Below are 24455 nucleotides of genomic sequence, written 5' to 3'. Positions count from 1 at the left end.
GGGGGAGCAAGGGGCGGCATTCTAGCATGCTCTTCCGTTCAGCCCAGCAAGGTCTCCGGCACCCACAGCCTCCCCTCGCGCTGCCAATGGCGCACCAACGCCGGCACGCCCTGTCCTGCGGGCTGAGTGATACGGATAACGCCCGGGGGCGCCAGCGCCTCGGCCTCGGGGTCGACCAGCACGCTGGGCGCATCGAGCGGCGCATACTCGAGCAGCGAGGCCGCCGGCATCACCGCCAGCGAAGTGCCCACCACCAGCAGCAGGTCCGCCTCGGCGACGATCTCACAGGCCTCCTGGAAGTGAGGCACACTTTCGCCGAACCACACCACGTCGGGGCGCAACTGGCTGCCCTTGTCGCAGATGTCGCCCAGGTCTATCCCGCCGCGGGGCAACGAATACTGCATGCGGGCGTCCACCGTGGAACGCGCCTTGAGAATCTCGCCATGCAGGTGCAGCACGTTGCGCGAGCCGGCACGCTCATGCAGATCGTCGATGTTCTGAGTGATGATACTGACGCGAAAGCCCTGCCGCTCCAGGGCCGCCAAGGCCTTGTGGGCGGCGTTGGGGCGCGCCCGGCGCACCTGCTCGCGACGCCGGTTGTAGAACTGCAATACGCGGGCAGGATCGCGTCGCCAGGCTTCCGGCGTGGCGACCTCTTCGATGGGGTGCTCGGCCCATAGGCCGTCGCCGGCGCGAAAGGTCTGGATGCCGCTCTCGGCGCTGATGCCGGAGCCGGTGAAGACCGCCAGATGCGGGCGCCTTTCGTCTGCCATTGCTGCCCTCGCTCGTTACGTCAATAGACCAGACCGCTGTCTTCGCCGGCGCTGAAGCGCTGCTTGTTGCGATAGGGGTAGACGTCGATCACGCGCCCGTCCACGATCGCCTGCTGCAGCCCTTTCCAGTAGTCGGCGTCGAACAGCTCGGGGTGCAACTGATAGAAGAGCTTGCGCAGCTTGAGGTCGGCGAACAGAAACGGCCCGAACTCCTCGGGAAAAATATCATTGGGCCCCACCGAGTACCAAGGTTCGCCGGACAGTTCCTGCTCCGGATACATCGCCTCGGGGATATGGCGGAAGTTGCACTCGGTGAGGTAGCACACCTCGTCGTAGTCGTAGAAGATCACCCGACCGTGACGAGTGACGCCGAAATTCTTCAGCAGCATGTCGCCGGGGAAGATGTTGGCCGCGGCCATCTGCTTGATGGCATTGCCGTAGTCCTTGAGTACCGCCCGGGTCTCGGCCTCGCCGATCTGCTCCAGGTAAAGGTTGAGTGGCGTCATCATGCGCTCGGTGTAGCAGTGCTTGATGACGACCTTGTCCCCCCGGAGATAGACGGTGGACGGCGCCACCTCCAGCAGGTGTTCGAGGCACTCGGGGGCGAAGTGGTCCTGGCGTGCAATGAAGTTGGAGAATTCCTGGGTATCGGCCATGCGCCCGACCCGGTCATGCCGCTTGACCAGTCGATACTTCTCGCGCACGGTCTCGTGGCTCATCTCCTTTGACGGGTCGAAGCGGTCCTTGATGATCTTGAACACGGTGCGAAACGACGGCAGCACGAATACCGCCATGACCATGCCGCGCACGCCAGGGGCAATGATGAATTGGTCCTCGCGCTTGGCCACCTGGCGGTTCAGCGCGCGAAAAAACTCGGTCTTGCCGTGCTTGAAGAAGCCGATGGCCGAGTAGAGCTCACCCTCCGGCTTGTCGGGCATGAGCTGCTGGAGATAATTCACGAACTCGCCCGGCACCTGCACCTCGACCTGGAAGTAGGCGCGGGTGAACGAGAAGATGATCGAGACCTCGTCCGATTCGATCAGCACGGTATCCAGGTGCAACCCCTCGCCCTGCTCGTGCAGGATCGGTAGCACCAGCGGCACCTGCTCGCCATTGCCCCGGATTCGCCCCACCAGGTAGGCCCCCTTGTTGCGATAGAAAACCGTCTTGAGCAGCTCGACCTCGGCATCCGCGGCGTCGAGTATCGCCCGTGGCAGGTGGCCGCGCAGGAACTCGCCGCCCAGGCGCGTGTCCCGTGCCAGGTTCTCGAAGGGCGTCTCGAACGGCGCCTCGCGCAACGCCCAGCGGATCGCTCCCTCCCAGTCGCCCTCGACCCGCCGGCTTCGACACGGTTCGAGGCCGGAATGGTGGGCCGCCGCGTCCCGCGAACTGTAGACGAACATCCAGTCATTGCGAATATGGCGGTGATGAAAGATCGAGCAGAACAGCGAATTGAAATAGGTCTCGGCCAGTTCGTAATCGAGCCGTTCGCTGATCAGTTCGGCATAGTGATTGCGCGCCTCGCGCCAGCATTCGCAGTGGGTCAGGTCGTCTTCGTCCAGTGCGCGCCTGAGTCGCCCCAGGGTTTCGCCGACCTTCTCCTCGTACAGGTTGATGCGCTCCGCCGATGCCTGCTGGGCCTCGCGCCAGGCCGCATCGCGAAAGCGCCGACTGGCATCGGCGGTGATCTCCTTGAAGCGAGTACGGTACTCGTCGAAGCCGTGCAGGATGGTGGCGGCAAGGCGATAGGCGGGCGAATGCTTCATGACTGACTCCGGGCAGCGTAGGCCAACAGCTTCGCCAATTCTCGTCATCCGTGCGAGCCGACCATGGTGGAGCGTGCTGTAGTGCGGCGACATCGTCATAGTTTCATCACGACGCTGTCGCCGCAGCGTCATTCTCGGCTGGCATGCTCGTCACGAGCACCCAGGCAACGAGGATGCCATGCGAATCTGTCTTGTCAGCGAGACCTGGTCGCCCGAGATCAACGGCGTCGCCCATACGCTCTTTCAGCTGAGCCAGGCGCTGCTGGCACGTGGCATGTCGCTGCAACTGATCCGCCCCCACCCGGCGGACGCCAATGCCCCGCCACGTACGCCCGGCATGCAGGCCGAACTGCGCGTACCGGGGATGGGCATACCGGGCTACCGTGCCGTGCGCATCGGCATGCCCGCGACGCGACGCATCCAGCGCATGTGGCACGGACAGCGCCCCGACGTGGTCTACCTGGCCACCCAAGGACCGCTGGGCTGGTCGGCGCGGCGCACGGCAAGGCGCATGGGCATACCGCTAGTGGCCGGCTGGCACACCAACTTCGACCACTACTGCAGTGACTACGGCGCGCCCTGGCTGGCACCGGTGCTGATGCGTGGGCTGCGTCAGTTCCATAACGCCTGCCAGGTCAACCTCGTGCCCACCCGGCAGCTAGCGGATGCGCTTGCCCGTCAGGGTTTTCGCGGCCTTGCGGTGATGGGCCGCGGCATCGACCACCAGCGGCTGAACCCTGCGCTGCGCTGTGCCGAGCTGCGCCGCAGCTGGGGCGTCGACGACCATCAACCGGTGGCACTGTATGTGGGACGCCTGGCGGCGGAGAAGAACCTCATGCTGCTGCGCGAGACCCTGCACGCCATGCACAGCGCGCGCCCCGACATGGCCCAAGTGATCGTCGGCGACGGTCCGGCGCGCCGCTCGCTGGAAAAGGCGCTGCCGGAGGCACGCTTTACCGGCTTCATCTCGCCCGAGTCCCTCAGCCGTCACTACGCCAGTGCCGACCTGTTCCTGTTCCCCTCGCTCTCCGAGACCTGGGGCAACGTAGTGCCGGAAGCCATGGCCAGCGGCTTGGCCGTGGTGGCATACCGTCATGCTGCTGCGGCCGAACTGATCGAAAACGGCGTCAATGGCGTGACCGTTCCCGCCGGCGATGCCGACGCGTTTCGCGAGGCAGCCGTTGCGCTTTGCCAACAGCCTGCCCGCTACGCCCAGATGGGCCGCGCCGCGCGCCTGCGCAGCCAGGCCTGTCGCTGGCCGGCCATTGCCGACACGTTCCTTTCCGCACTCGAACAAGCCCGGGAGGTGAGCCATGCGACCACGCGCCCTTGCGGTATTTGATCGCCTTGACCTGCTGGAGTGGCGCCTGTGCCAGCGCTTCGCCAGCCTCAGCCTCTACGCGCCCTGGCTTGCCACCCTGCGCCTGGCCAGTCGCGTGGGCGACTGGCCGGTGTGGGTACTGCTGATCGCCGCCCAGCCGCTGCTCCAACCCGAGGCCGGCGCCAACTTCCTGCTGCAGTATGCCGCGACGGGGCTGGCCGCCATCCTCGTCTACCGCCTGATCAAGACCCGCCTGTGCCGGGAGCGTCCTTTCATCACCTTCGTCAATCTCATCCAGTGCGGCGAGCCGGCTCGTGACCGCTACAGCTTTCCCAGCGGCCACACCATGCATGCCGTGATGTTCTGCGTGCTGACGGCGGCCCACGCGCCCTGGCTGCTGCCACTGCTGATACCGCTGGCGGTACTCATCGCGCTCTCCCGGGTCGGGCTCGGGCTGCACTATATCAGCGATGTCGCCGCCGGCGCCGCCATCGGCTACGTGTTCGGCCTCACCAGCCTCTACCTGGCCGGATGATGCTACCAGGGCAATGCCTCGCCATTGCTGTGCCAGAAGCCGCCGCTGGTTTCCAGCGTCAGCGCCTCGATGCGCGCGGCGATGCCGGCGGCTGCCTCTTCGGGAGGGATAAGGCCACCGAAGTCGACCATGCGCGTCTGTACATAGCCCGGATGGAGCTGGGCAACGGCGATGCCTCTGGGCTTGAGATCGATGGCCAACGACTTGCCGAAGGCGTTCAGCGCCGCCTTCGAGGCCCGGTAGCCATAGCGGCCGCCAGAATCGTTATCGGCAATGGAACCCATGCGGCTGGTGACATTGGCGACCTTGCTACCGGCTCCCAGGTTGTCGAGCAGCGCCTCGGTTACCCGCAGCGGGCCGTAGGCGTTGACTTCCATCTGCTCGCGGATGGTGTCGAAATCAAGCGAGCCCAGTGACTCATCGTGGAGCAAGCCGGCATTGTTGATCAGCAGGTCCAGGCGCTTTCCTTCAAGCGCATCGACCACGTGGGCCATGTCCCCGGCCCGGGTCACGTCAACACCCTCGATCACCTGCTCGGCGATCTCGTCGAGTTCGGCAGACGTGGCGCGACACACTCCGACGACCTGCCAACCCTCGGCATGATAGTGACGGGCCAGCGCCAGACCGATGCCGCGATTGGCTCCCGTAATCAGCACGCGGGAAGACATAAGCGACTCCTCTATGAAGGGGTGGTGGATGTCAGTGTGGTGGTGCGCGCAGTGAGTTCAAGTGCCGATTCGGCACATATCTCTCAACGCAAGGGTCGCCTTATACTGGTTACGCAATGTAACCCACGATCAACCCACTACCGATGCCTGCCATCGAACAAGGATGCTTTCATGGCCAATCGCGCCTCTAGCATGACAATCGCCACCCTGGTCGGTGCCGCCATCGGCCTGGTCGTCGGCTGGCAGCTGCCCCAAGCCGCACCAACGGCGGTACCGATCATCGAGGCGGCCGAAGCCGAGACTGACACCGCCTCCCCACCCACGCTGACGCTGGGCGAACGCCAGCGCGGCGAGATCACCTCGGCCAGTGAACTCAACGGCAAGGACGGCAGCCGCTTCGAGCGCTTCATCCTGCCGCTCGAGGAGGAGGCATTGGTCGAGATAGAGCTAAGCGGCCCTCTGCAGGGCACCCTCTCGCTCTATGACGCCGATGAGCATCTGCTCGCCTCGAGTGCCAACCCGGCCTATTACGATGCTCCGGCGGCCGCCTCCCTGCGCCGCCGCATCGACGAGAGCGGCGACTACCTGCTGGTAGTCAGCGGGCACGACATGCATAGCTATGGCCCCTTCACGCTGACCAGCCGCGAGATGGAACTCACCACCAGCGACACGCTCGAGATACCCTCTCGTGCCGATGGCTGGCTGCAGGATGACGGCGATACCTTCAGTGTGACGATCGAAGAGAGCGGCCTGTACCAGATCGAAATGCGCTCGAGCGACGTGGATGCCTACTTGGTGCTGGAGGGACCCAACGGCTACCGGCGTGAGGATGATGACAGCGCCGGCAACCTGGACGCCCGCATCGCCGACTTCCTCGAACCCGGCGAATACCGGCTTACCGCACGCTCCGCCTACGATCAGGAAGGGGGCCTCTACTCCCTGGAGCTGGCCCCCCACGAACTGGCCACCGACGAGACGCTACGCAACAGCGGCACGCTGGCGCTGGACGAACCGCTGCACGGCTGGTTCAGCGGCGAGACGCTGACCTACGAGTTCAGCCTCGAGTCACCGGCGGCGGTGACCTTCGAAATGCTCTCATCCGATTTCGACGCCTACATCGAGCTGCAGGGCGACAATGTCTTCGCCAGCGACGATGACGGAGGCGAAGAGCTCAATGCCCGGCTGCACACCCCGCTGGAAGCCGGAAGCTACCGCGTGATGGTGCGCGGCCACGGCAACCACGGCAGCGGACTGTTCGAGCTTCGTGCCAGTGCCACCCCGCTTGACGAGTTGCCCAGCAGCGGCCAGTTGGACGTCGACAGCCCGGTCAGCGCCAGACTGGAGCCGGGCGCTCGCGACTACTACGAGCTGGTGGTCGAGGAAGCCGGCCGCTATCGTCTCGACCTGCTCTCGGACGATTTCGATGCGTATCTCGAGCTAGACGGCCAGGGCCAGTACCTGCGCGACGACGACGGAGCCGGCGACCTCAACGCACGCATCAGTAGCCACCTGGAACCGGGCAGCTACCGCGCCACGGCCCGCGCCTACGGCAGTAGCGAGAGCGGCAGCTATACGCTGCAGCTACACCGCGAGTGAAGTGAGCCGCGGCTCGCATCCTGTGACCCGACCGGGCGGTGGAAAGCGCCATCATCGACACCGTCCGCGGCACCCATCCCCGAGTGGGGTGCCTGGGTGAGGAGCCCGGCGCGACGCTCGCTCGAAACGGCGATGTCACGCACGCGCGTTCCCCCTGCCATGGATCGTTCTCCCGCCTGGGACTACGCTGAACCAGGCAAACGACGAACACGCTCATCAGGAGGAAGCCGATGTCAGGGCAAAAGGACCATGCCAACCTGTTCGAAGACGCCCGCTCACACCTGGAAGAGGTTTTCGACGCCATCGACGTTCATGGCGATGCCAGGGAACGCCTGATGCAGCCCAACCTGTCACTTCAGGTCAGCGTGCCGGTGCGCATGGACGATGGCAGCCTCAAGGTCTTCCCCGGCTGGCGCGTGCAGTACAGCAATACCTTGGGGCCGGCCAAGGGCGGCATCCGCTTTCACCCCGATGTCAGCCAGGACGAGGTGACCACGCTGAGCTTCTGGATGTCAGTGAAATGCGCCGTGGTCGACCTGCCCTACGGCGGCGGCAAGGGAGGCGTGAAGGTCGATCCCAAGCAGCTCTCCAGGCTGGAGCTGGAACGGCTTTCGCGCAGCTACGTGCGGGCCATCGCCGACATCATGGGACCTGACCGCGACATTCCCGCACCGGACGTGAACACAAACCCCACGGTCATGGGCTGGATGGCCGATGAGTTTGATCACCTCGCCCGCGGCAAGGTGCCGGCCGCTATCACCGACAAGCCGCCCGAGCTGGGCGGCTCTCTTGGCCGCGTCGCCGCCACCGGACGCGGCGCCCTCCATGTGCTCGACCTGTGGGCGGCACGCGAGGGGCGCAAGCCCGAGGAAACCACCCTGGCCATCCAGGGCTTCGGCAACGCCGCCTACCACTTCGCCCGCCTGGCCCACGCGCGGGGCTATCGCGTCGTCGCCGTCTCCGACTCCAAGGGGGCGATCTACAGTCGCCAAGGCCTCGATCCCGATCCCATCATGGAACAAAAGTCCAAGAAACAGCGCCTTCACGAGATGGTCTACTGCGACGATTCCGTGTGCATCGCCGAGGACGTGGAACGCATCGAGCGCGACGCGTTGCTGACTGTGGAGGCGGACGTGCTGGTGTTGGCCGCGCTGGAAAATCAGATTCATGGGGAGAACGTCGACCGGGTCAAGGCCGGCACGCTGCTCGAGATCGCCAACGGCCCCGTCACCAGCCAGGCCGATGCGCGGCTTGCGGAGCGTGGCGTGCCGGTACTGCCCGATGTACTGGCCAACACCGGTGGCGTCATCGTCAGCTACTATGAATGGGTACAGAACCGCAGCGGCGAGCGCTGGTCCGAGGAAGAGGTCAATTCACGCCTCGCCGAGCGCCTGGAGCGCCAGAGTCGTCTCGTCTTCGAGCGCGCCGAACGGGAGGGCATCTCCTACCGCAAGGCCGCCTACCGCCAGGGCATCGAGCGAATCGCACGAGCCGTCGAACTGCGCGGCAACTGTCAGCACAGTGAGTGAGTCGAACGCTCTCATCGACGTGCAAGGATGACAAGCACCGCGGCGGACGCGACAATGGCGGCCCCTTGCGCAATAAACCGGGCCGCCATGACGGAACCCCTGACCCTGCTTCATCGGGACGACCACCTGGTGGCGGTGCACAAGCCATCGGGTCTGCTGGTCCATCGCTCCAAGCTGGCGCACGGCGCGAGCGAATTCCTGCTGCAGCGCTTGCGCGACCAGCTGGGCCAGCGTGTCTATCCGGTCCATCGCCTCGATCGCCCCACCTCGGGCGTGATGGTCTTCGCCCTGGATTCGTCCACCGCGGCGCGGCTGGGTGAAACCTTTACCGAGCGCCGGGTCGCCAAGCGCTACCTGGCCGTGGTCCGTGGCATCGGCCCAGAGCGAGAACGGCTCGACTATGCGCTGCGTGAGGAGGATGGCTGCCGTCCCAAGAGTGAAATGCCGGCGCTGGAGGCCGTAACCGACATCAGGCGTCTCGACAGCGTGGAACTGCCGATCCAGGTCGACCGCTACCCGTCCAGCCGCTATTCGCTGATGGAGGCCCGCCCCCTGACCGGCCGCCGCCACCAGATACGTCGCCACCTTTCGCGGCGCGGCTATCCGATCATCGGCGATGCCAAGCACGGCAAGGGCAATCACAACCGCTTTTTCGCCGATCGCCTGGGCTGTTCGCGGTTGCTGCTGGCCGCCGTGGGCTTGAGCTTCGAGCATCCGGCAGGAGGACAGCGGCTGACCTTGAGCTGCGGTCTCGATGCTTCCATGACGGCGCTTTTCCGACGCTTCGGCTGGGCCGGTCACTTGCCGCTCGACGCTGCCCGTTGCCACGCCGCCAGCGAGCCGTCCATCCCCTGAACACCCTTGAGCCGGAGACCCGATTCGCCGCCATGACTGCCCCGCTACGTCCGCAGCACCCTGCCCCGTCGCCCCAGGACGACTACGACTTTCGCTTCGGTGGCATCCGCCGCCTCTACGGCACCCGCGCGCTCGAGCGCTTCCGCCAAGCGCATGTGGTGGTGGTGGGCGTGGGCGGTGTCGGCAGCTGGGCGGTGGAAGCGCTGGCCCGCTCGGGCATCGGCCGACTCACCCTGATCGACCTTGACGACGTCTGCGTCTCCAACGTCAACCGTCAGCTGCCGGCGCTGGACGGCTCCATCGGCCGCCCCAAGGTCGAGGTGCTGGCCGAACGCTGCCGGGCGATCCAGCCGGGCATCGAGGCCATCGCCGACACCGCTTTCGTCACCCCGACCAACCTGGCGCAGCGCATCCCCGAGGATGCCGATTACGTGGTCGACGCCATCGACAGCGTGATGGCCAAGGCGGCGCTGATCCACTGGTGCCGCCGTCGCAAGCTGCCCATCGTCGTGGCCGGTGCCGCCGGGGGCCAGACCGACCCCACGCGAATCAAGGTGGCGGATCTTGCCCGCACCGAGCACGACCCGCTGCTGGCCAAGGTGCGTGCCCGCCTGCGCCGCGACTACGGCTTTTCGCGCAATCCCAAGCGGCGCTTCTCGGTGGAGTGCGTCTATTCCGACGAACAGCTGGTCTATCCGGGAGCGGACGGCGAGGTCTGCCTGCAAAAACCGGGTACCGGCGAAACCACCCGCCTCGACTGCGCTTCCGGCGTGGGCGCCGCCACTTTCGTCACCGGCAGCTTCGGCTTCGTCGCCGCCTCGAGGGTCCTCGCGCGCCTGGCCAAGCAGGCCGCCAAGGCAGCATCCAACAACGACCAAGCCCCCTGACCTGGAGCTCAACGGATGTCTCACCCCTACCCCGCCCCTGGCATCTACAGCCACTACAAGGGCAACCGCTACGAAGTCATCGGTGTCGCCCACCATAGCGAGACCGAAGAGCCGCTGGTAGTCTATCGCGCCCTGTACGGCGACTACGGCCTGTGGGTGCGGCCGCTGGCCATGTTCACCGAGACCGTCGAGGTGCGCGGCGAACCGGTACCGCGTTTCGAACTTGAGAAGGCGTTCGGCGATCAAGCGCTGCCCGACAGTGATGGCTCTACCGGGACTCCCTAACGCTGGCCGCGATGCGCCCACCCTGTCATCCGCTTCTCCAGGATGGCAAACAGCTCGTACATCGCCATGGCCATGGCGCTGATCACGATCAGGCCGGCGAATACCAGCGACATGCGCATCTGCGAGCCGGCGCTCATCATCAGGTAGCCGATGCCCTGGTTGGACGCCACCGTTTCCGACACCACGGTGCCGACGAAGGCGAGCGTGATGGCGATCTTCAGCGAGGCGAAGAAATAGGGCAGCGAGCGGGGCAGGCCCACCTTGAGCAGCACATCCATGCGCCTCGCGCCCAATACCCGCAGCACGTCTTCCAGTTCCGGCTCCAGGGTGGCGAGGCCGGTGGCCACGTTGACCACGATGGGAAAGAAGCAGATCAGGAAGGCGGTGAGAATCGCCGGCACGGAGCCGATGCCGAACCACACCACCAGGATCGGCACGAAGGCCACCTTGGGAATGGCATTGAAGCCCACCAGCAGCGGGTAGCAGGCGTGGTAGAGAAAGCGTGATGACCCAATGACGAAGCCCAGCGACAGGCCTACCGCGACGCCCAGAGCGAAGCCTGCCAGGGTGGTCCAGAAAGTTTGCCACGAGTGCATGCCGATGGGACCGGCGAAAGTCACCAGGGCGTGAACGGTGGCCGAGGCGCTGGGAAAGATGAACTCGGGCACCTGGAGCAGGCGTACGCTGAGTTCCCAGATCGCCACCAGCACCGCAACGGCTACCCAGGGCGCCAGCCGCTCACGCAGCTTCTCGTTCTTGCTCATGTTCTCTCCTCAGGCGCTGCGGATATCGCCGATCAGGCTGCGTAGCTCCTGCACCATGGCGATGAAGGGCTCGGAATACGTGGTGGCCAGCTCGCGCGGACGCGGCAGATCAACCTCACGCCGCTCGATGATGCGCCCCGGCCTGCGGCTCATGACATAGACGGTATCGGCCAGGAACACCGCTTCCCGCAGGTCGTGTGTCACCAGCACCACGGTGAAGCGCTGGGCCTCCCACAGGTCGCGCAACACGCACCACAGCTCCTCGCGGGTGAAGGCATCCAGGGCGCCGAAGGGCTCGTCGAGCATCAACAACCGCGGGCGGTGGATCAGCGCGCGACAGATCGAGGCGCGCTGCTGCATGCCACCGGAAAGCTGCCAGGGATACTGATCCTCGTAGCCCTCGAGCCCCACGGTGCGCAGCAGATCCCGCGCCCAGCCGACGAACTCCGGACGCCGCTTGCGGAACTGCGAACGGTACGGCTTGACGATTTCCAACGGCAGCAACACGTTGTCCAGCGTGGTGCGCCACGGCAGCAAATTGGCGTTCTGGAACGCCATGCCCGAGATCTTAAGCGGTCCGTCGACCGGTTCGCCGTCGATTCTCACGCGACCGCCGGTGGGTGCGTGCAGCCCGGTGCAGAGTTTCATGAAGGTTGACTTGCCGCAGCCCGAGGGGCCGACAAACGCCACGAACTCGCCCTCCTCGATGGAGAGCGAGATATCCTCGATGGCGTTGCCGGATTCGTCGTAGGCCAGGCTGACGCAGTCGAAGTCAACGAAGGAGGCGGCTTGCTGCATCGCCGTCACTCCGCGCGCTCCGGAAAGATCATGCGCTCCTCCTGGGGCGGCAGGAAGCGCGAGGTGAAAACCCGCTCGGGCTCGGGCACCGAGGGCAGGTCGTAGGCGTCGGCGACCAACTGGATTGCATTGGCGAGGCGCTGCTCGTCGACCGCACCGGCACCGTTGGCCCGGGCTTCCTCGGTATCGATCACGCTATCGATGGCGAGCTTGAGCCGGCGCGTTTCCATCTCGACGTCGATCAACTCGTCGCGATTGCGGACGTACTGGATCGCCCCGTCGGGGTCGGCCAGGGTCTCTTCCAGCGCTCGGTTGAAGGCGCGCAGAAAGCCCTCCACCGCTTCGGGATGCGCCTCGGAGAATGCCTCGCTGGCGATGATGGCGTTGCCGTAGAGCGGTACACCGTAGTCGGGGAACGGCATGATGGTGAGCGCCTCCTCGTCCATGCCGCGCCCTTCGAGATTGAGCAGGCTGGTGAAGTAGAAACCGGTAATGGCATCGACATCGCCGCGTACCAGCAGCGTCTCGCGCAGCGTGGGGTCGACGTTCTGCCACTCGACGGCGTCCGGCTCCAGGTCGTTGGCGGCGGCGAAGATGCCCCAGGCACGATAGCCGGTATCGAAAGCGGGAGCCGCGAGTGACTTCCCTGCCAGGTCCGTGGGCGACTCGATGCCACGATCCTGGCGAGCGAAGACCGCTGCTGGCGTGCCGTCATAGACCACGTAGACGCCCTGGATGCCGGGCCCCTCGGGATTCTCGGCGAGGAATTCCACCAAGGCGTTGAGATCACCGAACCCCATCTCGTAGGCCCCCGAGGCGACGCGGTTGATGGCCCCGGCGGAGCCGCTGCCGGAATCGATCTGCACATCCAGCCCTTCTTCGGCAAAATAGCCGCGCTCCACGGCCATGAGGAACGGTGCCGAGGGCCCTTCGAAGCGCCAATCGAGCTGGAAGCGGATAGGGGTATCGTCCGCCTGGGCCAGGGTGGCGCCAAGCAGAGACAGGCCAAGCACGCCGGCCGGGCCGATGGGATAACGGAAGTGACGGCTCATGTCGTTTGTCCTCGCGAACGCTAGGTTGTACTTGTTCTATGCAATCGCCCTGCCAACGGAGCGTATTCGGGTGCTCGGCAGACGATGTGCCATATCAGGGCATGGCGTCATCCAAACCTGCCGCAACCGGGTGCATCTGGGGGGCCTACATGCACCAGCTTAGTTCATCGATAACGACGTTCGCTCGCAGCGGCAACGCTTCGTTAACGTCGCGAGCCGTTGCGCAATACAGCTGACCACAAAGTAAAACGGCACCGACGCGTGTCGGTGCCGTTGAGATAGGCCGAGGCGAAGCGTTACTCGTCGCCGGCTTCCTGCATCTGGCGCAGCATGTAGTTCTCGATGCCGACCTTGTCGATCAGGCCGAGTTCGGTCTCGATATGATCGATGTGCTCCTCCTCGTCGGCAAGGATATGGCGGAACAGGTCGCGAGAGACGTAGTCCTTGACCTGCTCGCAGTAGGCGATGGCCTCGATGTAGTCGTTACGCCCGTCGTGCTCGATCTTGAGGTCGCTCTCGAGCATCTCGCGCACGTTCTCGCCGATGTGCAGCTTGCCGAGATCCTGAAGGTTGGGCACGCCCTCGAGGAAAAGGATGCGCTCGATCAACTTGTCGGCATGCTTCATTTCGTCGATGGATTCGTCGTACTCCCACTTGGCCAGCGCCTTGAGCCCCCAGTCCTTGTACATCTTGGCATGAAGGAAGTACTGGTTGATCGCCACCAGCTCATTGCCGAGGGCCTTGTTGAGATACTCGATGACCTTGGCATCGCCTTTCATGTTGCCGTCTCCCATTTCTTGTCGGCCTAGGGGCCTCATGTGTCGTTCAACACCGTATCATAGACAGTATTAGCCAAACGAACGAAAAATCCAAACGGAACAATCGGTTGGATTAATGTCAACAAGAATGAGTAAGATTGGCAACGCCGTGGCGGGGTTATACGGCGTAGGCGAGATCGTTGGCCGAAGCCATCAGCTCTGACTTGACGGCTTCGCGGGTGATGGTCTTGCCCACACAGGCGCACTTGCCGCACTGGGTACCGCAACCGGTTTCCTGCTGAACCTCACGCCAGCTGCGCGCACCGCCCTCGACGCTTTCGCGGATCTTGCGGTCTGAAACGCCCTTGCAGAGACATACGTACATCGACATCACCTCGCTGTGCCTACGAGGATTAATGTAAATGATTCGCATAGCCTATCGCAAGAGGGAATCGACTCTTTTTTGACCAGGAGCAGTTTAGCGGCGACTCGGCTTGGGCAACACGACCACGCGTGTTCCCGAGAGAATGTCCGGCCAGCTGCGCCGCTCGGCATCGAACAGCACCCAGAAGTAGCCCAGCCCGAAAGCCGCCAGCGACAGCCAGGCCACCAGGTAGCGCACCAGACCCTGGACCAGGGTGATCGTGCAACCGTCGCGGGTCTGCACGCGCAGGCGCCACGCCTGCATGCCCAGGGTCATGCCGCCGCGCATCCAGAAGAAGGCGAAGAAAAGAAACGCGCCGACCAGCAGCAGCAGCTGTAGCGAGAAACGCTGCACGGCACCCGCACCGACCTCCTCGGCACCGAGGCCCAGCACATGGCGCACGAAGGCGACATGCAGGACGGTGATCAGTATCCAGATCGCCACGACCAGGAAGGCATCGTAGAGCATCGCGCCCAGGCGCCGCCCGAGGCCGGCCGGCCAAACGTCGTCGAGCTGGTCAAAACGTCGTTGCATGGTGGGTCTCTTCCTGGCCGGCATAGGCCATGGCCGGTGCCGGGTTTTCATGGGGCCGCCCCTCAGCCGGAGCGGCGCAACAAGTAGAATCCCAGGCCGGCGCTGATAAGCGTCGGCAACAGGACCGCCCACACCGGAGAAAAGCCGAATACTGTCGAGGCCGGCGCCAGCAGATCCTGCATGTACTTGAACGAGAGGCCGACGATGACCCCATAGAAGACCCGGGTCCCCGCCGCCACGGTGCGCAGTGGGCCGAACACGAACGAGGCCGCCACCAGCACCAGCGAAGCCATGGTCAGCGGCATCAACATCTTCTGCCAGAAATAGAGCAGCGGCTGGGTTGCCTGGAGCCCCTGGTGCTGCAGGAAACGTGCGTAGGCCCAGAGTTCGCTGGGCGCCTGGCTATTGATGGGCAGCAGCAAACGGTTGAGCTGAGCGGGCGTCAGATTCGTCTGCCAGGGCAGTTCGTCATGTCGCTCGGCCTCGGTACGGTCATCATGAAAACGCGTTGTGGCCACGTTCTCCAGAAGCCAGCTGCCATCGCGCCACACGGCGCGCTCGGACGTGGTGGCTTCGCGCAACTCACGCCCCTCGAAGCGGTAGCGGGTCAGGTCGAGCACGGTATCGTCCGCGCGTATGGCGCCGAAGCGATAGACGCTGTCGCCCTCACGCTGCCAACCGCCGCTCTGAACGAGTACCGTGCCTTCGCCCTGCAACTGCTCCAGCCGCCAGGCGCTGGCATACTGCTCGGTGCGGGGGCTGACGTACTCCGCCGTCAGCAACACTACGACCACCACCACGATGATCGGCTTCATCACGCCCCACAGGATGCGGGCCAGCGAACGCCCCGCGGCTCGCATCACCGTGAGTTCATTGCTCGACGCCATGCTGCCCAGGCCGATCAGCGCCCCGATCAGCACTGCCACCGGCGCGTACTGGTAGAAGCGCCAGGGCATGCGCATCAGCAGGTAGAGCAGCACCTGGAAGGCGCCGTAGTTGCCCTCGACGTCTTCCAGATCGTTGATATAGGAGATCACCAGATCGAGGCCGAGCAATACCACCTGGACGATGATGATCGCCCCCAGCACGTTGCGCGCAATATAGCGGTCGAGACGATCCGTCAGCATTACAGCATCCCTCGGCGCTGGTTGTGCATCAGCAGGCCCAGACCGAGCGCCAGGAAGATCACGTGAATGGGCCACATGCCGATCGACGCCGGCAACGAGCCGCGACCGATCGCATCCAGTGCCGCCAGCAGCAGGCTGAGATAGCAAATGTGCAGAAAGATGGCCGGCAGCAGCTTGGCGAAGCGCCCTTGGCGCGGGTTGACGCGAGAGAGCGGCATCGCCATCAGCGTCAGGATAAAGACCATCAGCGGCAGCGAGAGCCGCCATTGGAGCTGGGCCTGGGCCTGATCGGCGTCGTCACCCACCAGCGCGGTCGTGGTGGTGTACTCCGCCGAGTCCAGTTCGCGCTGTTCACTGCCGAGCGAAAGCCGTACGGCATAGGTCTCGAATTCCAGCCGCTCGGCCTCGAAGCGACCCGGGTCGACGCTATAGCGCTCGCCATCGGCCAGCACCAGAAAACGGCTGCCGGTTTCGGCATCGACTGTCTGGTAGCCACTGGCGGCCCGTGTCACAGCAGTCTCCGGCGAACCGTCACGGCGCCTCTGGCGCTCGCTGATAAAAACCTCCTGCATGCGCTGTCCATCATCGCTGAACGATTCGGTATAGGCGGTTCGACCGCCGCCGAAATCCTGAAAGCGCCCCGGCGCCAGGGCGCTGAAATCGAGCCGGCTGCGCTGCTCCTCGAGCATCACGGCATTGTGCAGTGCCCCCGCCGGTGTCAGCCACAGGCTGCACAGCCCCACCAGCACCGCTACCAGCGTTGCCGGCAGCAGGCTGACCTGCAACAGCCGGACGGGGCTGATGCCGCATGCCACCAACACGGTGATCTCGCTGTTCAGGTAGAGCTGCCCATAGGCCAGCAGGATGCCGAGAAAGAAGGCCAGCGGCAGAATCAGCTCGAGAAAGCCGGGCAGGTGGTACAGCATCAGGTTGCCGAGAATGGCAGCGGGGATGTCGCCCTCTGCGGCATCGGTAAAATAGCGGATGAACCGGCTGCCCATGATGACCAAAAGCAGCACGCCGGCGACGGCGGCCATGGTGAGCAGGATCTCGCGGGTCAGGTATCGAAAAATGATCATGCAGCGGTCGTCCATGCAATGGCGCCATGCCTTGAGTACACTGGGGTGATTCGGCAATGGCCCGTAGCCGTGCCGGCATTATCCAGAATCCCCCATCGCTTGTCTTGTGGAGTCACCATGGAATTCCCAGTTCAGACGGCCAATCCCGCCAAGGCCGAAGCGGCCTGTCTCGTGGTACCGGTTTTCAAGGATGGCGACCTGCTGCCCGCCGCCGCCAAACTCGACGACGCCAGCGAGCGGCTGATCGGCCAACTGATCGAGCGGGGCGACTTCGACGCCAAGCTGGGCAACGTGCAATTGATTCCCTTCGCTCCCGGCCTCGGCGCCGACCGCCTGATGCTGGTAGGGCTGGGCGAGCGCGAGAAGTGTCAGGAGCGCGCCTTCATCAAGGCCCTGGACGCCGCTTTCACCAGTGTGGCAGCGCTGATGGTCGAGGACGTCGCGTCAGCCTTCACCGACGTGCCGGTGCCGGAACGCAGCGTCGCCTGGAAGAGCCGCATGACCGCCGAGGCCGTGCATCGTGCCGTGTATCGTTTCGATGAATTCAAGTCGGAAAAGGCGCCGCGCCCGCGGCTCGAGAAAGTCACCCTCTTGCTCAGCGACTCCGACACAGCCGACGAGGCGCGCGAGGGCGCGCGAATCGGTGATGCCGTGGGCCAGGGCGTCGCCTACACCCGCACGCTGGGCAACCTGCCCGGCAACGTGTGCACGCCGAGCTACCTCGCCGACCAGGCCGAACAGCTGGGCTGCGAGTCGGGTGGGGCCCTCAGCGTCGAGATTCTCGACGAGGCAGCGCTGGAGGAACTCGGCGCCCACAGCCTGCTCTCGGTGGGTCGCGGCAGCGAACAGCCCTCGCGCTTGATTGTCATGCAGTACCGCGGCGCGGAGAACGCCGACGAGGCACCTCACGTGCTGGTGGGCAAGGGCATTACCTTCGACACGGGCGGCATCTCGCTCAAGCCCGGCGAGGCGATGGACGAGATGAAGTTCGACATGTGCGGTGCGGCCAGCGTGTTCGGCACCGCCAAAGCGGTACTGGGCATTCGGCCCAAGCTCAACCTGGTGTTCATCGTCGCCGCCGCAGAGAACATGCCAGACGGCCGCGCCACCAAGCCCGGCGACATCATCAAGACCTTGAAAGGGCTGACGGTAGAAGTCCTCAACACGGATGCCGAGGGCCGCCTGGTGCTGTGCGACGCACTGACCTACGCCGAGCGTTTCGAGCCCGCCAGCGTGGTCGACATCGCCACCCTCACTGGCGCAGCGATCATCGCCCTGGGCCACCACGCCACCGGCCTGCTCTCCAACGACGACGACCTGGCACTGGACTTGCTCGACGCCGGCGAGGCGGCCTGGGACCGCGCCTGGCACCTGCCGCTGTGGGACGAGTACAAGGAGCAGCTCGACTCCAACTTCGCCGACATGGCCAATATCGGCGGGCGCCCCGCCGGCACCATCACCGCTGCCTGCTTCCTCTCGCGATTCGCCGACAAGTTCCCCTGGGCGCACCTGGACATCGCCGGCACGGCCTGGACCTCGGGCAAGCAGAAAGGCGCCAGCGGCCGTCCGGTGGGCTTGCTGACCCAATACCTGCTCGATCGCGAGGACGAGACGCGCCAGGTCGAAAACGACGCCTGACACCGCCGAGGTTGCCAATGCCGCCGGCAACCGTTACATCTGACGCATTGCGCGCCCCGGTGCAACGACCTCGGGGCGCCTTAGAAGCTCAATAAATCGCCGGAATCCCGGCATAGCGGAGACACTTTTGCCGTGCCCAACGCAACCTTCGAGATGCTGCCAAGCGCCATGCCCACGGCAGCCAACATTCGCGACGACATCCTGGCCAACCCCGGTTTCGGACGCTACTTCAGCGACCACATGGCTCATGTGCGCTGGACGGCCGATGCCGGCTGGCATGGTCACGAGGTGCGCCCCTACGGTCCGCTGACCCTCGATCCGGCGGCTGCCGTGCTGCACTACGGACAGGAGATCTTCGAGGGCATCAAGGCCTACCGCCACGCCGACGGTTCGGTCTGGTCGTTTCGTCCCGAGAAGAACGCCGAGCGTTTCCGTCGCAGCGCCCGCCGCCTGGCACTGCCCGAGCTCAGCGACGAGGATTTCGTCGGTTCGCTCAAAGCCCTGCTCGGCCAGGATCACGCCTGGGTGCCGACACCCAGAAACGAGGCGGATGAATCCAGCCTCTACCTGCGCCCCTTCATGATCGCCAGCGAGAAGTTCCTTGGCGTACGCCCGGCCCAGGAGGTCGATTATTACGTCATCGCCTCCCCCGCCGGCGCCTACTTCAAGGGCGGCATTGCCCCGGTGTCGATCTGGCTCTCCTCGCATTACAAGCGCGCCGCGCCCGGTGGCACCGGCTTTGCCAAGTGCGGCGGCAACTACGCCGCGTCCCTAGCCGCGCAGAAGGAGGCCGAAAAGCACGGCTGCGGCCAGGTCGCCTTCCTCGACGCTGCCGAAAACAAGTGGGTCGAGGAGCTGGGCGGCATGAACCTGTTCTTCGTCTACAAGGACGGTCGCCTGGTCACGCCGCGCCTGACCGACACCATCCTTGAGGGCGTGACCCGTGACTCGGTACTGACGCTTGCCCGCGACGAAGGGTTCAGCGCCGAGGAGCGCGCCATCAGCATCGACGAATGGCGCGACGGCGTGGCCTCCGGCGAGATCACCGAGGTCTTCGCCTGCGGCACCGCCGCAGTGATCACCCCGGTGGGCCAGCTTCTCAGCGAAGACGACACCATTCGCATGCCCGACGAAGGCAACGAGGTGGCCAAGCGCCTGCGCGCCAAGCTGCTCGACCTGCAGTACGGCCGCGCGGAAGACAAGCATGGCTGGCTGACCAAGCTGGTCTGAGGTTTCCCTGCTGCGCCAGGTGCCGGCCAACACCTCGCGAGGCGACCGGGAGCAGGCCGAAGAGGAGGTCCGAGGCCATCCGCTCGCCCGAGCTTGCGCAAGCTCTGAGATACAACGTGGCGAGCGATGGCCAGACAAGGCAAAAATTGGCGAAATAGCGGAGTTTACAAGTCGTAAATGAGCATAGTGAGCCAATTTTTAACGCCGCATGGCCGAGCGCAGCCCATTTAGACAGAGCGTCATGACCCAGGTCGACTTCTACATCCTCCCTGATACCACCCTCGAGGCACGGCTCGACTTCGCCTGCCGGCTGGCCGAGACCATCGCCGGCAAGGGCTTCCGGCTGCACCTGCACGCCGAGGACGAGGCCATGGCCAGCGATCTCGACGAGCGGCTGTGGACCTTTCGCCCCGATGCCTACCTGCCCCACGCTCTGCTCGGCAGCGAGATGGCCGACAGCGTGGCGGTAACCATCGGTTGGGAACAGCCGCCCGAGCCGAGCCCCGAAGCGCCCATGGCGCTGCTCAACCTCGCCCCGGGCATTCCCGAGTGGTTCTCGCGCTTCGAGCGCGTCGCCGAGATCATCAACCAGCATCAGCAGGTGCTGGTCGCCAAGCGCGAGTGCTGGCAGACCTACAAGCAGCGCGGCTATCCGGTCAGGGCGCATCAGCTCAAAGGATGACCCCAACCCGCAGGGTACAGGAGGCTGCTGTACCGGGGCTGATCCGGGGGCAGACCTACGAGGAGGCGCTGTAAACCCATCCCTGGGCGCTACTTTTGCCATCCCTGGCAAAAGACCTCCTCTTCGGCCTGCCTCCCGGCGCCCCTCTGAAGTGTTATCACGCCCGGCTGACGCCAAGCGCCCCATCGCGCTATAATCGAGCCCATTTTTCGAACCGCTTCGACGACTTCCTGCCGCCCGGCACCACGACCCGGTGGCGATCATTTCTGGACCCGGAACGCCCCATGGACAAGACCTACCAACCCGAGCAGATCGAATCCCGCTGGTACGAGCGCTGGGAGGCCGACGGCCGCTTCGCCCCCTCGGGCGAGGGCGAACCCTACTCGATCATGATCCCGCCGCCCAACGTCACCGGCAGCCTGCACATGGGCCACGCGTTCCAGGACACCATCATGGACACCCTGATCCGCTGGCGGCGCATGCAGGGCAACAACACCCTGTGGCAGGTAGGTACCGACCATGCCGGCATCGCCACGCAGATGCTGGTGGAGCGCAAGGTCGCGGCGGAAGAAGGCAAGAGCCGCCACGACCTGGGCCGCGATGCGTTCATCGACAAGGTGTGGGAGTGGAAGCACGAGTCGGGCGGCCACATCACACGCCAGCTGCGTCGCATGGGCGCCAGCGTCGACTGGAGCCGTGAGCGCTTCACCATGGACGACGGTTTCTACAAGGCGGTGCAGGAAGTCTTCGTCCGGCTCTATGAAGAAGGCCTGATCTACCGCGGCAAGCGCCTGGTCAACTGGGACCCGACCCTGCACACCGCCATTTCCGACCTCGAAGTCGAGAACCGCGACCAGCAGGGCCAGTTCTGGCACTTCCGCTATCCGCTGGCCGATGGCGCGAAGACCGATGCCGGCCTCGACTACCTGGTCGTCGCCACCACCCGCCCCGAGACCCTGCTCGGCGACACCGGCGTGGCGGTCAACCCCGAGGACCCGCGCTACGCCTCGCTGGTGGGCAAGTTCGTCGAACTGCCGCTGGTCGGCCGTCGCATCCCCATCGTCGCCGACGAGCACGCCGACATGGAGAAGGGCTCGGGCTGCGTGAAGATCACCCCGGCCCACGACTTCAACGACTACGAAGTGGGCCGCCGCCAGGGCCTGCCGCTGATCAACGTCTTCACCCAGGATGCGGCGATTCTGCCTCGGGCCGAGGCCTTCGACATCCAGGGCAGGGCGTTGCCCGAGATCGATACGACACTGCCCGAGGCCTATGCCGGACTCGACCGCTTCGAGGCTAGAAAGCGCATCGTCGCCGATATGGAGGCCGCCGGCCTGCTCGAGCAGGTCGAGACGGTCAATAACACCCTGCCCTATGGCGACCGCTCCGGCGACGTGATCGAGCCGCTGCTCACCGATCAGTGGTTCGTCGCCGTGGAGAGCCTGGCGGGGCCCGCCATCGCCGCAGTGGAGAACGGCGACATCCAGTTCGTGCCCAAGAACTACGAGAACATGTACTTTTCGTGGATGCGCGACCTGCAGGACTGGTGCATCTCACGCCAACTGTGGTGGGGCCATCGCATACCCGCCTGGTACGACGCCGAGGGCAACGTCTACGTGGCCCGCACCGAAGCCGAGGCGCGGGAGAAGCACGGCCTTGGTGCGGATGTCGCACTGACCCAGGATGAAGACGTGCTCGATACCTGGTTCAGCTCGGGGCTGTGGACCTTCGGTACCCTGGGCTGGCCGGAGAAGACCTCGGAGCTTAGTACCTTCCACCCTTCCAGCGTGCTGGTGACCGGCTTCGACATCATCTTCTTCTGGGTCGCGCGGATGATCATGCTGACGCTGAAGTTCATGGACGAGGTGCCGTTCAAGACCGTCTACGTCCACGGCCTGGTGCGGGACGGCCAGGGCCAGAAGATGTCGAAATCCAAGGGCAACGTACTCGACCCTATCGACCTGATCGACGGCATCACCCTCGACGCACTGCTCGAGAAGCGCACCGGCAACATGATGCAGCCGCAGAAGGCCAAGGCCATCGCCAAGGCCACCCGCGACGAGTTCCCCGAGGGCATCGAGCCCCACGGCACCGACGCGCTGCGCTTCACTTTCCTGTCGCAGGCCACCACCGGGCGCGACATCAAGTTCGACATGGGTCGCCTCGACGGCTACCGCAACTTCTGCAACAAGCTGTGGAACGCCTCACGCTACGTGCTGATGAATGCCGAGGGCGAGGACTGCGGAGCGGAAGGGGGCAGCGTCGAGCTGTCGCTGGCCGACCGCTGGATCGTCTCGCGCCTGCAGCAGACCGAGGCTCAGGTGACCAAGGCGATGGAGGAGTTCCGCTTCGATCACGCGTCGCAAGCGCTCTACGAGTTCGTCTGGAACGAGTACTGCGACTGGTACCTGGAACTCTCCAAGCCGGTGCTGTGGGACGACAACGCCAGCCCCGAGGCCAAGCGCGGCACCCGCCGCACTCTGGTGCGTATACTCGAGGCGATCCTGCGCCTGGCCCACCCTATGATGCCGTTCATCTCCGAGGAGATCTGGCAGCGCGTCGCACCACTGGCAGGCAAGGCAGCCAGTGACGGCCGCGAGTCGATCATGACCCAGCCTTGGCCGCAGCCGGAAGAGGACAAGATCGACGAGGGCGCCACCCGCGACATCGAGTGGCTCAAGGGCGTGATCGTCGCGGTGCGCAACATCCGCGCCGAGATGAACATCGCCCCGGGCAAGCCGCTTGAGGTCCTGCTAACCAAGGGCAGCGCCGCCGATCGCGAGCGCCTCGAGGCCAACCGCCCGTTCCTGGCCAAGCTGGCCAAGCTCGAGAGCGCCCGCTGGCTCGACGACTCGAGCGAAGCACCCCTCTCGGCGACTCAACTGGTCGGTGACATGGAGGTGCTGGTGCCCATGGCCGACCTGATCGACAAGGAGGCCGAACTCGCCCGTCTGGCCAAGGAGATCGACAAGCAGGACAAGCTGATCGGCGGTATCGAGAAGAAGCTCGGCAACGAGAGCTTCGTCGCCAAGGCGCCGGAGGCGGTGGTCGAGAAGGAGCGCGGCAAGCTCAAGGAGTACCAGGCGGCCCGCAGCGTGCTGGTCGAACAGCGCGCCAAGATCGCCGCGCTGTAACTCGCGACCATCACGATCGGCGGCCAGTCGCCGTATTTCACAAAAGCGAGGGCGATCCGGTTAGGCGAGGCGAGTCGCCTCGTCTGGAGCACCGGCTACTGCCGGCGGCTCGGCCTCGACGGCATGGCTGATACAGGCCAAAGCGAGAGCGTAAACGAAGTTATTAAGGAACACTGTTCTGCAACATGACTTTCACATAAAATGCAGGCATCGTTTCCTGATACGTATCGCTGCCCTCATGCCTCACATCGCCCCGACCTTCGCCCCAGGCCGCATCCTGCTTTTCAACCTGCTGGGCCTCCTGCTGGTATGGACCTGGCTATCACCGAGCGTGATGGTCTGGACCGAGCTGGACGACGCCGTCTTCCTCACCGCCAATGCCTGGCTCAGCGAGGACAACGAAACCTGGGTGCTATTCGTGGCCGCCATCAACAACCGTCTGTTCGACGTGACCAGCCTGTTGATATTGCTGGCCATCTTCCTGTGGGCCATGAGTCGTGACGCCCAGCGGCAGAATCGCCTGCTGCGCTGGGGAGGGGTCGGGATCACCATGCTGCTGGCGGCCGTCTTCATCGCTCAGAGCGTACGCTTGGTAATTCCGTATACTCACCCTAGCCCCACCCTGGTCTACGAGAACGCCAATCTGGTGACGCAAATGGTCGACTTCCCCACCAAGGACAGATCGGCCAGCAGTTTCCCGGGCGACCATGGCATCAATCTATTCCTGTTCGCTGCCTTCATGTGGCGCTTCGCCGGCCTGCGTATCGCCGTGGTCAGCGCAGCGTTCGCGGTGCTGCTCAGCGCTCCCCGCATTCTCAGCGGCGCCCACTGGTTCAGCGATATCTACTTTGCCGCACTGGCGATCAATCTCATCGTCACGCCCTGGATTCTTCTCACCCCCGTGGGGCCCGGGCTGGCACGCGTGACGACCGCCGGGCTGGCAAGGCTGCGTGATGCCCTGCCCGGTCGCTGAGCGCTACGTCAGGGGGGCGGGTCCCACCGCGCCCCCGACGTCAACTT

At 64.8% G+C, this 24455-nt stretch carries 23 protein-coding genes; 12 read left to right on the top strand and 11 right to left on the bottom strand.

Going from position 1 to position 24455, the window contains the following annotated elements:
* Positions 1-38: 38 nt before the first annotated feature.
* Positions 39-773, bottom strand: coding sequence for an SIR2 family NAD-dependent protein deacylase (locus ACOJCM_RS11435; RefSeq protein WP_445212171.1), 735 nt, complete (start codon positions 771-773; stop codon positions 39-41).
* Positions 774-793: 20 nt separating this feature from the next.
* Entirely contained in the window at positions 794-2539 is a 1746-nt protein-coding gene (gene aceK / locus ACOJCM_RS11430; RefSeq protein WP_445212170.1) for a bifunctional isocitrate dehydrogenase kinase/phosphatase, read from the bottom strand.
* A 178-nt stretch (positions 2540-2717) separates the two neighbouring features.
* Between aceK and ACOJCM_RS11425 the strand changes: the two genes are divergently transcribed.
* Positions 2718-3881 carry a glycosyltransferase family 4 protein gene (locus ACOJCM_RS11425; protein ID WP_445212169.1) on the top strand — a complete coding sequence of 388 codons (1164 nt, stop codon included), beginning with the start codon at positions 2718-2720 and terminating at the stop codon, positions 3879-3881.
* Positions 3853-4395, top strand: a complete 543-nt coding sequence (locus ACOJCM_RS11420; RefSeq protein ID WP_445212168.1) for a phosphatase PAP2 family protein — start codon at positions 3853-3855, stop codon at positions 4393-4395. The genes ACOJCM_RS11425 and ACOJCM_RS11420 overlap by 29 nt, the downstream gene beginning before the upstream one ends.
* Before the next feature lie 2 nt (positions 4396-4397).
* On the opposite strand, the gene ACOJCM_RS11415 is transcribed toward ACOJCM_RS11420, so the two are convergent.
* Complete coding sequence (locus ACOJCM_RS11415; protein WP_445212167.1) at positions 4398-5063, bottom strand: SDR family oxidoreductase; 666 nt, start codon at positions 5061-5063, stop codon at positions 4398-4400.
* Positions 5064-5234: 171 nt separating this feature from the next.
* On the opposite strand from ACOJCM_RS11415, the gene ACOJCM_RS11410 reads away from it, so the two are divergent.
* The 5 genes from ACOJCM_RS11410 to ACOJCM_RS11390 all read left to right on the top strand — a co-directional run bounded on the left by ACOJCM_RS11410 (position 5235) and on the right by ACOJCM_RS11390 (position 10215).
* Entirely contained in the window at positions 5235-6659 is a 1425-nt protein-coding gene (locus ACOJCM_RS11410) for a hypothetical protein (RefSeq protein ID WP_445212166.1), read from the top strand.
* Between the two features lie 230 nt (positions 6660-6889).
* Positions 6890-8188 (top strand): Glu/Leu/Phe/Val family dehydrogenase, encoded by a 1299-nt coding sequence (locus ACOJCM_RS11405; protein ID WP_445212165.1) that lies wholly within the window; start codon positions 6890-6892, stop codon positions 8186-8188.
* Positions 8189-8275: 87 nt separating this feature from the next.
* On the top strand, positions 8276-9043 hold the full coding sequence (locus ACOJCM_RS11400) for a pseudouridine synthase (protein WP_445212164.1): 768 nt from the start codon (positions 8276-8278) through the stop codon (positions 9041-9043).
* Between the two features lie 32 nt (positions 9044-9075).
* A complete protein-coding gene (tcdA, locus tag ACOJCM_RS11395) occupies positions 9076-9930 on the top strand; it encodes a tRNA cyclic N6-threonylcarbamoyladenosine(37) synthase TcdA (RefSeq protein WP_445212163.1) in 855 nt (284 codons plus the stop codon).
* 15 nt (positions 9931-9945) lie between these two features.
* Positions 9946-10215 (top strand): DUF1653 domain-containing protein, encoded by a 270-nt coding sequence (locus tag ACOJCM_RS11390; protein WP_445212162.1) that lies wholly within the window; start codon positions 9946-9948, stop codon positions 10213-10215.
* Here ACOJCM_RS11390 and ACOJCM_RS11385 read toward each other — a convergent pair.
* The 8 genes from ACOJCM_RS11385 to lptF all read right to left on the bottom strand — a co-directional run bounded on the left by ACOJCM_RS11385 (position 10212) and on the right by lptF (position 16751).
* Positions 10212-10979 carry an ABC transporter permease gene (locus ACOJCM_RS11385; RefSeq protein ID WP_445212161.1) on the bottom strand — a complete coding sequence of 256 codons (768 nt, stop codon included), beginning with the start codon at positions 10977-10979 and terminating at the stop codon, positions 10212-10214. The genes ACOJCM_RS11390 and ACOJCM_RS11385 overlap by 4 nt on opposite strands.
* A 9-nt stretch (positions 10980-10988) precedes the next feature.
* Positions 10989-11777, bottom strand: a complete 789-nt coding sequence (locus ACOJCM_RS11380) for an ABC transporter ATP-binding protein (RefSeq protein ID WP_445212160.1) — start codon at positions 11775-11777, stop codon at positions 10989-10991.
* Positions 11778-11782: 5 nt separating this feature from the next.
* Complete coding sequence (locus tag ACOJCM_RS11375; RefSeq protein ID WP_445212159.1) at positions 11783-12829, bottom strand: ABC transporter substrate-binding protein; 1047 nt, start codon at positions 12827-12829, stop codon at positions 11783-11785.
* 296 nt (positions 12830-13125) lie between these two features.
* On the bottom strand, positions 13126-13608 hold the full coding sequence (gene bfr / locus ACOJCM_RS11370) for a bacterioferritin (RefSeq protein WP_111413416.1): 483 nt from the start codon (positions 13606-13608) through the stop codon (positions 13126-13128).
* Between the two features lie 157 nt (positions 13609-13765).
* Entirely contained in the window at positions 13766-13972 is a 207-nt protein-coding gene (locus ACOJCM_RS11365) for a (2Fe-2S)-binding protein (protein WP_445212158.1), read from the bottom strand.
* A gap of 93 nt (positions 13973-14065) precedes the next feature.
* Positions 14066-14545, bottom strand: coding sequence for an RDD family protein (locus ACOJCM_RS11360; RefSeq protein WP_445212157.1), 480 nt, complete (start codon positions 14543-14545; stop codon positions 14066-14068).
* Positions 14546-14607: 62 nt separating this feature from the next.
* A complete protein-coding gene (gene lptG, locus ACOJCM_RS11355; RefSeq protein WP_445212156.1) occupies positions 14608-15672 on the bottom strand; it encodes an LPS export ABC transporter permease LptG in 1065 nt (354 codons plus the stop codon).
* Entirely contained in the window at positions 15672-16751 is a 1080-nt protein-coding gene (gene lptF, locus ACOJCM_RS11350; protein WP_445212155.1) for an LPS export ABC transporter permease LptF, read from the bottom strand. The genes lptG and lptF overlap by 1 nt, the downstream gene beginning before the upstream one ends.
* Before the next feature lie 117 nt (positions 16752-16868).
* Between lptF and ACOJCM_RS11345 the strand changes: the two genes are divergently transcribed.
* The 5 genes from ACOJCM_RS11345 (at position 16869) to ACOJCM_RS11325 (ending at position 24408) form a co-directional block, all read left to right on the top strand.
* On the top strand, positions 16869-18389 hold the full coding sequence (locus ACOJCM_RS11345; protein WP_445212154.1) for a leucyl aminopeptidase: 1521 nt from the start codon (positions 16869-16871) through the stop codon (positions 18387-18389).
* Between the two features lie 153 nt (positions 18390-18542).
* On the top strand, positions 18543-19619 hold the full coding sequence (locus ACOJCM_RS11340) for a branched-chain amino acid aminotransferase (protein WP_445212459.1): 1077 nt from the start codon (positions 18543-18545) through the stop codon (positions 19617-19619).
* A 241-nt stretch (positions 19620-19860) separates the two neighbouring features.
* Complete coding sequence (locus ACOJCM_RS11335) at positions 19861-20301, top strand: DNA polymerase III subunit chi (RefSeq protein ID WP_445212153.1); 441 nt, start codon at positions 19861-19863, stop codon at positions 20299-20301.
* A 284-nt stretch (positions 20302-20585) separates the two neighbouring features.
* Positions 20586-23435 (top strand): valine--tRNA ligase, encoded by a 2850-nt coding sequence (locus tag ACOJCM_RS11330; RefSeq protein ID WP_445212152.1) that lies wholly within the window; start codon positions 20586-20588, stop codon positions 23433-23435.
* Between the two features lie 238 nt (positions 23436-23673).
* The gene (locus ACOJCM_RS11325) at positions 23674-24408 is read left to right on the top strand and encodes a phosphatase PAP2 family protein (protein ID WP_445212151.1); all 735 of its coding nucleotides are present in this window, start codon (positions 23674-23676) and stop codon (positions 24406-24408) included.
* Positions 24409-24455: the final 47 nt, after the last annotated feature.

The organism is Billgrantia hypersalina (assembly GCF_052584175.1).
The sequence above is the reverse complement of the archived record's forward strand: the minus strand, read 5'-3'. Positions and strand labels throughout refer to the sequence as shown.